We start from the raw sequence: 14,217 nt of genomic DNA on the forward strand, positions 1-14,217 counted from the left end.
CATCATCTTTACTCATCGTTTTAATTCATCTGGTTAATGCAGCTCGTTGTTCTTCATATCTTTGAAAATAACGCCCGCATATTTCATTTTTCTGCAATAGAAAAGCTTGGATAAACCAAGCATATGATTCACGACATAATGGAGGCTGGGAGCAAACATCAACGCCGACAAGCGATCGATTCAGTCCACAGTCTCTTACGCAAAAAATAAAAAAGCCCTCTAATAATAATGTAGGCTTATCGTAAAAACCTAATTAACTTCCACAAATCATCATAACATGAATCCCTTGTGTTTTCAATGATTTAACTTGGATTAGGTGAATTATTTTTAGTAGATGAAGATGGTGGCGTTTCCATCTATTCTCATCGCAAACATTATGAAAAGAAGATATAACACCTTAAAATTAAGGAATCATATCCTCTTGTCGCCTATTATCCTTTCTTTGCAAAAACATCCGCCACTTTTAATGCCATTCGAGCCGCTTTTCGTTCAGTTGTGCGTTTATAGTAATCTGCTTCTTTTCCTTTTTCCTGTAACTGAATAGTTGTTTCTGCTAGTCTTTTTGACTTTATTTGCAATTGTTTTTCTTGCTCATTTATTTTTTGCTCTGCAGTTGCCAATTTCCGTCGCTCTTCTTGTAACCTTTGTTGCTCTTCACTCACATTTTTTTTGAGCATCCCAATCTGTTGTTCACGCTTGTTGATTTCGAGATTCACTTTGCTTGTAGCCCGCTCCTTAACAATTTCAGTAGCTTTATTTAAACGATCAATGATAACATCTGAACGACACGCAGTTATTGGTAAAACCCCTGTTGGAAAATCTACGTTAGCCAACAATTGATCTAGCGGTGCATCTTTACGGTTTTTATCAGTTGTATAAATATGTGGAATTTCATTATAGTTTAAAAAATCCAAATATGTGTCAAAGTTCCTAGTCTGGACTGTTTCTGCGGAGTACAGATCTATTTTTTCAAGCAGCTCCTCCAGATTGTTATACCCTGCTAATTCTTCAGCAACAATGTGTGGCAATTTATGATATGCCGCTAGTTCACGCATCCGCGCATCTTGAACAAAGGAGATATTTGGTGTTCCTGTGATGGTCGCGATAACATTTCCATGTAGCCTAGAACCAATAGTGAAGCTGGTTTGCCTCATCTCATCAAGCCACGCTTGCATACTTGTGAAATATTTCACCTTTCCCTCTTTATAATAATTGGACTTGATATCTGTTGGATAATTAGGAATTTCACTAACAACCTTTGGCCCACCTGCATAGGTCAAAAATAGTTCGTCGTATAATTGCGGTATAAAATTATAATTATTATATTGTGCTGTCACTTTGTTTAAGAAATCAATAGAACTCTCTAAAGCTACAGGGGAAGCATTAATTGCAATTGGAGAGTTTTTGTGCAAATTAAGCGGCCTAATTTTCAGCTCTCTACCAAATGTATAAAGTGAAGGGCAACCAATGACACGATGATCGACGCCTTCTTTAAAGCCCAGCTTTGTTAAATAATCAGCAGTAATACTCCCCCTCAGACCGATTTGCCCAGATTTCTCCAAGACTGCGCTTACAAATGCTTTTACATCCTCATCAAAAATAAAACCTTTTCCAAGTTGCGCTTCATATGGCGCTCTTAGCCCAACTCCAATCACATATACCGGAATCTTCAAACGTTTAATTAACTGCGTATACGCCCGCAACATCCACCGAAAATCCTCACGAAATGCATCTGCAAGTGGAATAATATACGCGTCATATGTATCATTTATTCCATCTGCTAAATTAGGATTGGCGAAGTACCCGTCGGAGAATAATTCCACATCATCTTGCCATAATGTTCGGAAAATACTGTATTGGTATGCCAAGTTTCCATTATTATAACCTGTGCGATCTTTCGTGAGTATCTCTTCAGCTGAAAAGGCGTCTATTGGCCGCATCCCACTGCGAACTAATATTTTTTTCACTACTATACACATCCCTTTATTTGTCATTCACAATGAGTATAGCAGTTAGAAAAAAATAGCGCAATCATGAAGCTTTTTACACGGAAATTAAGTATAATCATAGAGAAGAAAAACAATGGCATAGATTTTAATTTGGAGAAGCTCAAGAGACCACCCAACAGCGCAATAGTCTTTCATAGTTTCCTGAAAAAATGATATGTGTATACCTTATGATTGAAAATCAATCATTGTATTTTTAAATCTTTGTATACATACAACATTAAAAATACAAAACTAATACAAAAAAAGATAATAGGAATAGCCATTAAACCAGTATTAAACACACCTTGGTATGCATCACCATCCAGAAGCCCTCCTTGAATAGCAACTTTCTTTATAAAATTAATAACTTGAACAACAAACACTAAAATCAGACCTATAATTCCACTGACATAAAAATATTTAAAATACATAGCTACCCCCTTATATGGACTAAAAAATGAATTACCCAACTTTTACAATAATTCTTGTAGGAACAAAGATTAAATCAGCTAATTAAACCCTCTCCTACACTAAAGAGTCTATCCGAAGACTACTAGAAAAGCAAGCCCGTTCTAATTAAACATAAACCTTTATTCGTGCAATAATATTAGTATAGATAAAGGTCTTGAAATTGGATTCCTATCTAACCTCAAGACCCTCCTCACTATATACCTGGATTAACTAATTCAGAGACTACATCCTTCAACCCCATCCCATAAGACCCCTTCACCATGATATACTCCTCGCCCGTCACCTGATCCAACAGCGCGGCTTGCAAATCGGCTTTTTCGCGGAAGTAATACACATTTTCTGCACCGATATTCTTTGCAGCTGCTTTTGTGAAGGCTTCGATGTGGGTTCCATATGCAAACACGGCATCCACGCTTCCTTTTGTGATCTTGCTTCCGGCTTCAGCGTGGAACTTATCAGCATCATCGCCAAGCTCTAACATATCGGCCACCACAACAAATTTCTTTTTGCCGGGGGCTTCTAAGTTCATGAAAGTTTTTAAAACGGCAGTCAATGCGGTTGGGCTTGAGTTGTAAGCGTCGTTTAGGATGTCACTGCCTTTTGCACCAACAAGCCATTCGAGGCGGCTATTCGAGCGTTCCATATTTGCCAGAGCTTCTTTTACTTCGATTGGCGTGATCTCAAGTTCGCGCGCGGCTAACATCGCGGCCATCGTGTTAAAGACGTTATGCTCGCCAACGATCGGAACGAAAATTTCTGTCTCCGGCGCAAAATTGGTCGTGAAGGTCGTGCCTTCCATTTCGGTCTGCATTGTCTCTGGGCGAAGATCACCAGTCATGCCAAATGTCGCGGTTCTGTACGCATTCGTTACGAGCGGCGTCAATAACGGTTCATCGCTCGGATAAATCAGTAAACTTTCCGGCACCAAACCTTGCGTTATTTCCATTTTGGCATTGGCAATTTCAGCTCTAGAACCGAGGTGTTCTAAGTGCGCCTCACCAACATTTGTAATGATCGCCAAGTCTGGCTCCACAATCTTCGTTAAGGTCTCGATTTCGTGGCGATGATTCATCCCCATTTCAAGAACCGCAACCTCCGTATCCTCAGGCATCGTCAAAATCGTGTACGGCAAGCCGATATGATTATTAAAATTACCACCTGTTTTATGGACACGGTATTTCACCGAAGCAATCGCTGCCATGATATCTTTCGTCGTCGTTTTTCCGTTACTTCCGGTAATTGCGATTGTTTTCGGAGCAACTTGTTTCAGATAGGCTTGTGCGAGCTGTTGTAATGCGATGAGCGTATCTTCTACCATCAAAATCGGGACGCCGATCGGTGGGTTCGGGCTACCCTTTTGCCATAAAGCTGCTGCCGCTCCTGCCGCGTGTGCCTGCACTACGAAAGCATGACCGTCACGGGATTCACCAACAAACGGGACAAACAGATCTCCATCCTTTATTTGGCGTGTATCAAAGCAAACACCTGTGATCGCAATGTCTTTCCACGCCTCTATGTCATTTATAACCGGTATCATTTCTGCAATTTCTCCAACTGTTCTTTTCAAAATATTACTCCTTCCAAAATTCCGACAAAAAAGCAGCCCGTGTTTGGCACTGCTTTCCCGTCATGATTAGTCTTCTAATGTATATTTTAAACTATTTTTTGCGGTATGTCGTTCTTTAGCAAGTTCGACGAGTTTGATAATTAAATCAGCATACGGCAAACCACTTTCTTGCCATAGTAACGGATACATGCTAAATGGCGTGAAACCTGGCATCGTATTTACTTCATTTAGGAAAATCTGATTATCTTTCGTAACAAAGAAGTCCGCACGCACAAGACCACTACAGTCGAGCCCTAGGAAAGCGCGCTTCGCATAATCCACAAGCTGCTCGTAAATCCCCGCATCGAGCTCAGCTGGAATGGCCATCACCGTATCATTATCCTGATATTTCGCCTTATAGTCATAAAATACAGCTACTTCGCCTTTGGGGATAATTTCACCAGCCACGGAGCATTCCGGTGTATCATTTCCAAGTACCGCAACCTCAATTTCACGGGCTACGACGCCTTGCTCCACCACGATTCGGCGATCATAACGTAGCGCCTCCACCATAGCAGCAATCAGTGATTCCCGATCCGTTGCTTTACTGATTCCCACACTCGAGCCAAGATTTGCAGGCTTCACAAAGACAGGGTAAACAAGTTCTGCCTCCACTTTTGCAATCATCTCGGTTTGCTTTTCTTGCCAGTCAATGGCGCGTATAGACACATCCGCAACTTGCGGAATACCAGCATCCGCGAACACCATTTTCATCACGATCTTGTCCATCGCAGCGGCCGACGCTAGAACACCAGCCCCGACATATGGTAAGTTCAGAACTTCGAGCAAACCTTGCACCGTCCCGTCCTCACCGTTAGGACCATGCAGCAACGGAAAAACAACCAATTGCTCCGCGTCGCCATCCTCCCGAATAGAGGCCGGACTAATCGCTAAACCATGAGAAGCCGTATCCTTATCTTGCGTCAATTTCAAGCCATCGCGCTGTTCAAAACGAAGCTGCTCGACAAAATCCATTTTTTGCGTCAAAGCTGGGCCTTGCACCCAGTCACCATCATTCGTTATGTAAATCGGTTTAACCTCAAATTTATCAAAAGACAAAGCATTAATGACTGAAAAAGCCGTTTGCAAAGAAATCTCATGTTCCGCGGATTTCCCACCATAAAGCAATACTAATTTTGTTTTCATCGTACCCCTCCGTTATCCTACCTAAATCAATACAATCTATTTTAACACGTTTTCCCCCGAATGAAAGCAAAACACAAAAAAAGCACCTCATTATTTTTAAGATGCCAAAAATCATGCCAAAATCACAAACACGATTTACAGAATACATGAAATAGCCGCCAAACTCTAGCGGAGTGCTGAATGCTTAGATGCTAGGCAAAGCCGAGCACCGAAGCGGAGCGTAAGATTTGTACGTGAGCATCGGAGCACAGGCTTTAACGACGCAGATAAATCCGTGACAAAAAATAGGACAAAATCACAAACATGATTTACAGAATACATGAAATAGCCGCCAAAATCTAGCGGAGCGCTGAATGCTTAGATGCTAGGCAAAGCCGAGCACCGAAGCGGAGCGTACGATTTGTACGTGAGCATCGGAGCACAGGCTTTAACGACGCAGATAAATCCGTGACAAAAAATAGGACAAAATCACAAACATGATTTACAGAATACATGAAACAGCCGCCAAACCCTAGCGGAGTGCTGAATGCTTAGATGCTAGGCAAAGCCGAGCACCGAAGCGGAGCGTACGATTTGTACGTGAGCATCGGAGCACAGGCTTTAACGACGCAGATGAGCGTTCAGCGCTCCGCTAGGCGCCAGAAGTGAGTTTGAGGCCAATAACCCCCGCCAAAATCATCGCGATAAATAGTAATTTTAAGACGCTCTTCTTCTCCTTAAACAAGATCATCCCCATAACAACCGATCCAACCGCTCCAATTCCAGTCCAGATAGCATAGCCGGTCCCAATCGGAATAGTTTTCAACGACAAGGACAATAAGAAGAAACTAGCAGTCATAAAAAGGACTGTTAGCAGTGAGAATTTTAGTTTTTTGAATCCTTCAGAGAGTTTCATCATCACGACAAAAACCATTTCACATAATCCTGCTACTAATAAAAATATCCAAGCCATCATGCATCACCCGCCTTTTCATCCGATTTTGCACCGCTATCGACCAACTTCAAACCGATAATCCCGCAAATCAGTACTGCGAGCGAAACAATTTTCCAAATACCTGTTGATTCATTCAAAAATAGCATCCCGATAATCGCTGTTCCAGCCGCGCCAATTCCCGTAAACACCGCGTATGCTGTGCCAATTGGAATTTTGCGCATCGCTCTTGCGAATAAATAGAAACTAACAATCAAAAACGCAACCGTTAATAAACTCCACCCTAACCTACTAAAGCCATGTGCTTCTTTTAAACCGAACGCCCAAACGATTTCAGACAACCCAGCGAGCACTAAATAAATCCATGCCATCACTTTTTCCTCCTAAATTTATCGGGCTGTCCCAAAATTGCTGAAAATACGGCTAACCGCATCCGAAAGGCCATCCTCTCTGCTCGTTCCTACAAAAGCGCCGCCAACGCTTCCCACGCAGCATCGCGTCGTTTCGCGAAATCTGCCGCGCTATAAATCTCATGTTCCAAACTGAGGCCATCTAGTAAACAATAAAATACATAAATCCATTTTTCCTTCTGCGCCTCATCTAACTTCCTTAGTAGAATGTTCCCAATGGATTCCGAGGTCAGCGCTTCATACGTTGTCATCTCTTCCCTCATTTGTGTCGCGAGTGATTGCGGTGGAAAAAAGATGGCGCGCTGAAAAAAACGCTTTACTTCTGGATCACTGTTGAAATCGGTGACCTTGTAGAAAAAAGCGTGTAGCTCGTCTTCCACCGTTGCATGTGTTTCTTGTGCGATCTCTCCAAGCACAACCAACTCATGTCGCATCACATCGCGATAAATTTCCAAAAACAAGGCTTCTTTCGAGGCAAAATGGGCGTAAATGGATGGCGTCTTAATCCCAACAGCCTTCGCTATTTCGGATAAGGCTGTGCCATCGTATCCCTGCTCCGCAAAAAGTGGTAATGCGGCTTCTTTCAATCGTTGACCCGACATAAAAACTTCTCCTAACTAACGATCATTAGTTTCATTCTATCAAAAAAATCACAAAACGTAAAGCCTTATGTTTCGTGATTTTCTTGATATCTTCCAATTAGCCGTCAATAACCGACCATTCATTTTGTCTCATATCATAAATCAAGTGCGCGACCACGTGTTCATACGCGATTAATTCATTGGAACGCAACAACTCTTGCATATCATCTTTGAGATTCAAACCAATGGGCACTTCGATCTGATTGCGCGACTTCACGGCGTCGTCAAAAGAGATACATGCGCCCTCACGGAAATAACTGGCAAACTTCTTAAGCAACTCCACTGGAATATCTGCAATTTTTTTACGTTTGATGAACGGCAGAACGATTTTTTCCGTTGTCATTTGCATCATATTTTTCCAAATTGCGTAACCTAATACATTATAAAACTGGTCTAGATTGCGATAGTAGACTTTGTTGTAGCGACCGTCATTTTTTGTCAAATATACAAAATTATTCTGTAACTTGTAATAAAATGGTGAGCGTAAGTGTCTACCGGTATGCGCCAAATAAAGTAATTCTGCCACTTCTTGTGCTGTCAGCTGATTCACTAGATCCGTTTCCTCAAAATCAATCCAACAAAAATCACCATATTGCGTCACTGGTGCTTTGATAAGCTCCGGTAAATCCTTAACATCAGTATAATGAAACGATGTATGCGCATTGAAAGAAGCTTCTGGAAACTGGTGTTTTAGCAATAACATATTTTGCGGTGGTGTCATCACACCATTCATAAAGTCACAGAAAGTAATACCGCTCGTTACAACATTATTTATCACATTGTCCATGTGTACATAAATCGTCTGCTGCTTCAATATCTCTTTTTTCATTGCCCTACTCACCCAATTCCTCTCTTATCTCACACATCTCTATTCTTATCATACAACACTTAGCCCTAATTGTATGTGTCAATTGATTCAAATCTTAGTTACTAATTCATGACAAAATGAGCTTTTATTGTATTAATCTGTATTATTTATACTATTTAGAGTTTTTTTGCCGGCAAATTTTATAATAAAAAACATCGATACCTGTTGATATCGATGCGAAAGATGTGTCTTATGTAGTTTTAACGTACGCCTAGCTTCACAATGTTTAAATGATTTTTTTGCAAATTGCGCCAGATGTCGTTTCTTGATTTCGTCTTCTCTACAAAAATACCTTTTTTCTCTAATTGTTGGATTACTTTATTCAATACATCTTTATTTTCTTGCAAATGGTATCACTCCAATCGCTTTTCAAAAACTATCCCGCTTGTTATTTTCTCTATAGGTTCACTTTAACACAAAACGCTTGACAAAAACAGTCCTTTTTCAAAAAAATATAAGGTATTTACGAATTATTTTTTATATTTGCGTCTTGAAAACGGTTTAAAGACGAATAATGCGGCGAATAGATGCGTTTTTAACGAACTTTTGTTATAATTGGCTGAAACAGGAGGTATGATAAGAAATGGCGAACTCACATGCAAAGAAACAGCGATTAAAACGTATCCGCGAAGGTAGGCTCGATCCGACAATGCATCGGAGCGCTTTTGCAACACTTGATTTACGGACAAAACGAACGAAGACAAAACGAGAGAAACAGGATCAACAAAAATACAAGCCATTTTATCCGAAGGACGGACAAGATGGCTTGTATTTTTTGAGTTACAGTACTTTTTCTAAGAAACTGATCGTTCGTTCGTGTTTCGGCGTATCGAATACTTGCTCTGGTGTGCCTTCTTCGACGATATAGCCGCCGTCCATGAAGATAACTCGATCGCCTACTTCTTTGGCAAAGCCCATCTCATGTGTCACGACCATCATCGTCATGCCTTCTTTGGCCAAATCCTTCATAACGCCAAGCACTTCGCCAACCATTTCTGGATCGAGCGCGGAAGTCGGTTCATCAAATAGCATGATATCAGGATTCATTGCGAGTGCTCGGGCAATCGCGACACGCTGTTTTTGACCACCGGATAGTTGGCTTGGAAACGCATCTGCTTTATCTGCGAGTCCGACACGTGTGAGGAGTGCGAGGGCCGCCTTGCGCGCTTCTTCCTTCGATTGTTTGCTAAGCTCTGTCGGTGCTAACATGATATTTTTAAGAACGGACATGTGTGGAAATAGGTTAAAATGTTGAAAAACCATGCCGATATTTTCGCGTACTTTATTGATGTCCGTTTTTTTATCGGTAATGTTGAAATCATCGACGATAACAGAGCCAGCCGTGATTTCCTCCAAGTGATTCATACAGCGCAAGAACGTACTTTTGCCGGAACCAGATGGGCCGATAACGCAGACTACTTCGCCTTCTGCCACTTCTAAATTGATTCCTTTTAAAACTTCATTGGTGCCAAAACTTTTCTTTAAATCTGTTACTTTTAGTTTAGTCATTATTGACCCTCCGTTCCATCACGTTGGATAGTTTCGTTAATGCCGTGATAACGATCAAGTACATGATTGCGACGATCAACCAAATGGTGGATGACTCAAATGTACGGGCGATGATGATTTTACCGGATTGTGTCAACTCGACAAGGCCGATGACGCTCATAATGGATGTATCTTTTAGTGTGATGACAAATTGGTTGATGAAAGACGGGATCATGACGCGAATCGCTTGTGGCAGAATGATTTTGATCATCGTTTTGCCATATGGTAGTCCGAGCGAGCGCCCTGCCTCCATTTGACCTTTATCGACTGCCTGGATTCCACCGCGGATAATCTCCGTAATATAGGCACCGGCGTTCAAGCTAAGCGTGATAACAGCCGCGACTGTGGCATCCATTTTGAAGCCCAACGCCTCTGGAATCCCGAAATAGATAAAGAACGCGAGAACGATCAGCGGGATACCTCGGAAAATGTCGACGTAAACCGTAGCAATTCCTCGTAAAAATTTGTTGCGACTCACTTTCAAAAATCCGAAAACAAGGCCTAAAACAGCTGCAAAAATAAGAGAAATAAGTGTTAATTTAATTGTATACCATAGACCTAACAGTAAGGCTGGTGCGCTTTCTATTAGCAGATCCCAAAATGATTTCTGCTGCACGTCACTACCGATATACGTATTAATAATCTCTTGATATTCACCGCTTGCTTTGATGTTGATAAGCCCAGCGTTGAATTTTTTTAGTAGCTCCTGATTCTTCCCTTTGTTCACGGCAAATCCATAGGAATTTCCTTTTTCTTTCTCGGTTACAATATCCAGACCGTTGCCTTGTTTCACACCGTAAGCAAGGACGGGATAGTCGTCAAAACATGCAGCGGAATTGCCTGTTCTAACATCGGCGTACATACTCGCGGAATCATCAAACGGCACGAGTGTATAGCCATATTTAGCTTTGTTAGCTTCTGCAAACGCGTAACCTTCCGTACCTGTTTTAACAGCAACTTTTTTACCTCGTAAATCTTCGTATGACTTGATGGTATCGTCGCCTTTTTTGATGGCCATAACAATTCCTGATTCGAAGTATGGATCAGAAAAATCAAATTTTTGCTTGCGTTCGTCGGTGATGCTCATACCGGCAATAACACCGTCGACTTGATTGCTCGCAAGCGCCTGAACTGCAGCGTTAAAACCGAGTGGCTTTACTTTGTATTGGAAATCTTGATCTTTCGCAATTGCCTTCAAGATATCCATATCGATGCCGATTAGCTCACCTTTATTGTTCTGAAACTCAAATGGCGCAAAGGTTTCATCGGTTCCGATCTCGTAAACTTTCTGTTTCTCAGCATGCGCAACTGGTACAAAGCTGCCCGCAACCATTGCGAAAACAGCCATAAACGACAAGAGTAAAAATAGTATTTTGGTTTTTTTCATTGTTTCCTCCCCATTTGTACGATATGTATATAGAATATTCTTTACTTTCGATGCTGTAAAAAAGATAACACATTCTCGATTTTATCATAATGTAACCTTATTGAAAATACCTAATTCAGATAAGCTTACCAGAAGGCATAAAAAAACCTTAAAACAGCGGTTCATTTCAAGGTTTTTTTATGGCAATTATTTTTCGTTCCAAATATCTTTTGCTATCGTTACAACGTGCGCAAGCTTCGCCCATTGTTCGTTTTCCGTTAAGACGTTTCCTTCTTCTGTAGAAGCAAAACCGCATTGGGGGCTTAGACATAGTTGAGAAAGTGGCACGAATTCCGATGCTTCTTTTATTCTCGCTTTAATAGCGTCTGGATCTTCTAAAATACCATTTTTCGATGTGATAAGACCAAGAATAATTTTTAAATCTGGGCGTTTCACATAGCGTAATGGCGCGAAATCTCCGGAACGATCGTTATCATACTCAAGGAAAAAGCCATCGATATGGAGTCCGCCAAATAAGGTCTCTGCTACTGGCTCATAGCCGCCAGATGCGATCCATGTCGAACGGAAATTACCGCGACAGATATGCATCGTAATGACCATGTCAGCTGTTTTTTCAGAAATAGCCTCGTTGATGAGATCTTTATAAATCGTTTGTAGTTCGTCGGGATCAAATCCACGCGACCGCACAACTTCTCTTTGCTCATCGGAACATAAATAGCTCCAAGACGTATCATCGAGTTGCAAATAACGACATCCCTCATCATAGAACGCTTGAATCGCCTGTTTATAGGCATCCGCCAAATCTTGCAAGAATAGCGCTTTGTCCGCGATATACGGCGCGTAGTCAATATCACCGCGATAATGCAACATCGCTGGGCTCGGAATCGTCATTTTAGCAACGGCCTCTTCTCCCGCGATGCTATGTAAAAAACGGTAATCCGCAAGCATCGGATGATTTCCAAACCGGATTGGCGCTACAATTTTGACGGAATGGGTCTTGGTTTGGACGTTAGCAAACTGAATCCCCGTATCCGCATCGTAGCCTTCCACGCCATCTAGACCTTCCAGAAAATCAAAATGCCACCAAGCGCGGCGGAATTCGCCATCTGTCACCGCGGTTAACCCTGCTTCTTTTTGTTTCGCCACAATGTATTTAATTTCTTCATCTTCAATCGCGCGCAATTCACCGGCATCGATCTTGCCTGCCGCTTTATCTAACCTCGCCTGCTTAATCGCTTCCGTCCTCAAAATACTCCCGACTTGATCTGCTCTAAATGGTCCTTTTACCATACTCCCCACTCCAATCATCCAATTTGAAAAAACCGAACCTATTTTACGAGGCTCAGCTTTTTTATTCTATGCTTCTGCGATTACTTCAATTTCAATATCCGCGTCGTTAGGTAATTTCGCTACTTGAAACGCGCTACGTGCCGGATAATCCCCTTCGAAAAATGACGCATAAATTTCATTGACCGCGATAAAATTACCAAGATCTTTGAAAAGAACCGTTGTTTTGACGATTTTATCAAGGCTTGAACCGCCAGCTTCTAAAACCGCTTGAATGTTCGCAAACGCTTGCTTTGTTTGCGCCTCAACACCTACCACCATTTCGCCAGTTGCTGGATCAATGCCCAGTTGTCCCGAAGCATAAATAAAGCCATTTACTTTCACCGCTTGCGAATATGGTCCTAACGCTTTTGGTGCTTGATCTGTGTGAATTATTTCTTTTGTCATGTTCAAATCCTCCTAATAGTTGGTTATGTTAGTATTGTATGTCAATTCAGACAGTTTTGCAATTTTTAGCGTCGGAGCCTTGATTTTAGGGCCTCAAGCCAATCGACAACCGCTTGGTGGATCTCTTGTGTCAGCTCATGCACGTTCGATGTAAAAATTTGTACGAGTAAAACCATGCCCTCGATGGTGATCAACGCAACGACGACAAACACTAGTAAACTAATCCAATAAACGTCGACTCTTGATTTTTCGTAATGTCCGATAATAAAATACATCATCGAGAATGGTAAAAATAATAACGCAACCATGCACAAAATCACCGAAACGAGTGTCGAAATATACCATGTAGCAAAGAGTGAAAGAATCATGATAACGAGTGGAAAAGTCATCATTCCACCAATTCCAGCCGCACATTTTAGAAAGGAAACTTCTTTAATCCCCATAACATAGCGCACAGCGAGCCAAACGACCGTTACATTTAGTAGCATCATCACCAAAATATAGAGCAGAACTTGCCCAGATGACACAAAAATTGTTGTAATAATACGCTGAAAAATCGGATAACCTTGTAACGAATTTAAAATTAGGTCCCGCATATTCCAAGCGTATTGAAACGTCAAACATAGTACAAATAAGGAAATATGTATTAATCCAAATGCACCGTGCCGCTTTTTCTCTGCTTGCATACTCGTCTTTACTGGCCTTACTATCGTCATACCAAAAAAAGTAGCATACTCCCGAATCATGTTGTAAAACCTCCCTTTCATTTTAATATGTTATAATTATAGCCTGTTCCTAATTATTTAGCACTTTTAAAGACAAGGAGAATTTTATGCTACTTTTACTCGCGTCGGCGTATTATAGTATGATCAATGTGATCGGCTTTGCTATGATGGGGATCGATAAAAATAGAGCAGTCAAGCACCAATGGCGTATCCCTGAAGCGACATTATTGCTTTGTGCCTTTTTAGGTGGAGGGGTTGGATCATGGCTCGGTATGTCTATTTTCCATCATAAAACGCACAAACGGAAATTCCAATTGTTCGTTCCGCTTTCGATTGTGCTTCATATCGGCATTATTTTTTATCTCATTACCTATTTTAAATAGCTTCATCTCAAGCTAAGAAGTTGTTTTCATCCTAGATGATGCATTAAAATAGAGATATTCGAGAGGGGTTTTTGATATGAGTTTTAATCTTATTTCTGTAGAGGAGCTAGAGAATCGTTCTGTAGCTAATATTATTGATGTGCGAGATACTGCTGATTTTAATGCAATCCATATCGAGGGTGTACGCAATATTCCACTTATAGGCTTACCAAATTTTGTGGATGAGCTAGATCCAAATACGATTTATAGCGTGATTTGCTATTCTGGCAACCGTTCGATGCAAGCTTGCGAATACCTGAATGCTCGCGGGTTTCAGTGTGAGAATGTGATTGGCGGTATGAATGCTTGGTTAGAAAGCTAAAAAAATAGCTCGTTACAA

The 14,217-nt window shown here is 41.3% G+C and carries 16 protein-coding genes; 2 read left to right on the plus strand and 14 right to left on the minus strand.

The genetic code is table 11. The annotated features are described in order from the left end of the window. Window positions 1-431: 431 nt before the first annotated feature. From HCJ54_RS06060 to HCJ54_RS06125, 14 genes are all read right to left on the minus strand, one after another. A complete protein-coding gene (locus tag HCJ54_RS06060) occupies window positions 432-1,940 on the minus strand; it encodes a polysaccharide pyruvyl transferase family protein (protein ID WP_185525987.1) in 1,509 nt (502 codons plus the stop codon). 251 nt (window positions 1,941-2,191) lie between these two features. After that, a complete protein-coding gene (locus tag HCJ54_RS06065; RefSeq protein ID WP_185525959.1) occupies window positions 2,192-2,419 on the minus strand; it encodes a hypothetical protein in 228 nt (75 codons plus the stop codon). Between the two features lie 233 nt (window positions 2,420-2,652). After that, window positions 2,653-4,026 (minus strand): UDP-N-acetylmuramoyl-tripeptide--D-alanyl-D-alanine ligase, encoded by a 1,374-nt coding sequence (locus HCJ54_RS06070; RefSeq protein WP_187136988.1) that lies wholly within the window; start codon window positions 4,024-4,026, stop codon window positions 2,653-2,655. 66 nt (window positions 4,027-4,092) lie between these two features. Further along, the gene (locus HCJ54_RS06075) at window positions 4,093-5,211 is read right to left on the minus strand and encodes a D-alanine--D-alanine ligase (RefSeq protein WP_187136989.1); all 1,119 of its coding nucleotides are present in this window, start codon (window positions 5,209-5,211) and stop codon (window positions 4,093-4,095) included. Between the two features lie 631 nt (window positions 5,212-5,842). Next, on the minus strand, window positions 5,843-6,163 hold the full coding sequence (locus HCJ54_RS06080) for a DMT family transporter (RefSeq protein ID WP_187137073.1): 321 nt from the start codon (window positions 6,161-6,163) through the stop codon (window positions 5,843-5,845). Continuing rightward, a complete protein-coding gene (locus tag HCJ54_RS06085) occupies window positions 6,163-6,513 on the minus strand; it encodes a DMT family transporter (RefSeq protein ID WP_185411489.1) in 351 nt (116 codons plus the stop codon). The genes HCJ54_RS06080 and HCJ54_RS06085 overlap by 1 nt, the downstream gene beginning before the upstream one ends. Before the next feature lie 89 nt (window positions 6,514-6,602). After that, complete coding sequence (locus HCJ54_RS06090) at window positions 6,603-7,154, minus strand: TetR/AcrR family transcriptional regulator (RefSeq protein WP_036065334.1); 552 nt, start codon at window positions 7,152-7,154, stop codon at window positions 6,603-6,605. Between the two features lie 97 nt (window positions 7,155-7,251). Beyond that, entirely contained in the window at window positions 7,252-8,022 is a 771-nt protein-coding gene (locus HCJ54_RS06095; RefSeq protein WP_187136990.1) for a hypothetical protein, read from the minus strand. A 239-nt stretch (window positions 8,023-8,261) separates the two neighbouring features. Then, window positions 8,262-8,408, minus strand: coding sequence for an Lmo0850 family protein (locus tag HCJ54_RS06100; RefSeq protein ID WP_173399967.1), 147 nt, complete (start codon window positions 8,406-8,408; stop codon window positions 8,262-8,264). Window positions 8,409-8,841: 433 nt separating this feature from the next. Then, window positions 8,842-9,570 carry an amino acid ABC transporter ATP-binding protein gene (locus tag HCJ54_RS06105; RefSeq protein ID WP_036065336.1) on the minus strand — a complete coding sequence of 243 codons (729 nt, stop codon included), beginning with the start codon at window positions 9,568-9,570 and terminating at the stop codon, window positions 8,842-8,844. Next, window positions 9,563-10,942, minus strand: a complete 1,380-nt coding sequence (locus HCJ54_RS06110) for an amino acid ABC transporter substrate-binding protein/permease (protein ID WP_425324794.1) — start codon at window positions 10,940-10,942, stop codon at window positions 9,563-9,565. Before HCJ54_RS06110 ends, HCJ54_RS06105 begins: the two co-directional genes overlap by 8 nt. A 240-nt stretch (window positions 10,943-11,182) precedes the next feature. Next, on the minus strand, window positions 11,183-12,286 hold the full coding sequence (locus tag HCJ54_RS06115) for a 5-methyltetrahydropteroyltriglutamate--homocysteine S-methyltransferase (RefSeq protein ID WP_187136992.1): 1,104 nt from the start codon (window positions 12,284-12,286) through the stop codon (window positions 11,183-11,185). Between the two features lie 66 nt (window positions 12,287-12,352). Continuing rightward, window positions 12,353-12,730: a RidA family protein gene (locus HCJ54_RS06120; RefSeq protein WP_036065341.1), complete on the minus strand. Its 378-nt coding sequence runs from the start codon at window positions 12,728-12,730 to the stop codon at window positions 12,353-12,355. A gap of 65 nt (window positions 12,731-12,795) precedes the next feature. Next, a complete protein-coding gene (locus HCJ54_RS06125; RefSeq protein WP_187136993.1) occupies window positions 12,796-13,476 on the minus strand; it encodes a hypothetical protein in 681 nt (226 codons plus the stop codon). 86 nt (window positions 13,477-13,562) lie between these two features. Here HCJ54_RS06125 and HCJ54_RS06130 point away from each other — a divergent pair, with 86 nt between their 5' ends. Then, on the plus strand, window positions 13,563-13,838 hold the full coding sequence (locus tag HCJ54_RS06130) for a DUF1294 domain-containing protein (RefSeq protein ID WP_036065345.1): 276 nt from the start codon (window positions 13,563-13,565) through the stop codon (window positions 13,836-13,838). A 76-nt stretch (window positions 13,839-13,914) separates the two neighbouring features. Beyond that, window positions 13,915-14,199, plus strand: a complete 285-nt coding sequence (locus HCJ54_RS06135) for a rhodanese-like domain-containing protein (protein WP_185525952.1) — start codon at window positions 13,915-13,917, stop codon at window positions 14,197-14,199. Window positions 14,200-14,217: the final 18 nt, after the last annotated feature.

Origin of the sequence: Listeria grandensis, from assembly GCF_014322885.1 — a bacterium.
Taxonomy (GTDB): Bacteria; Bacillota; Bacilli; order Lactobacillales; family Listeriaceae; genus Listeria_A; species Listeria_A grandensis.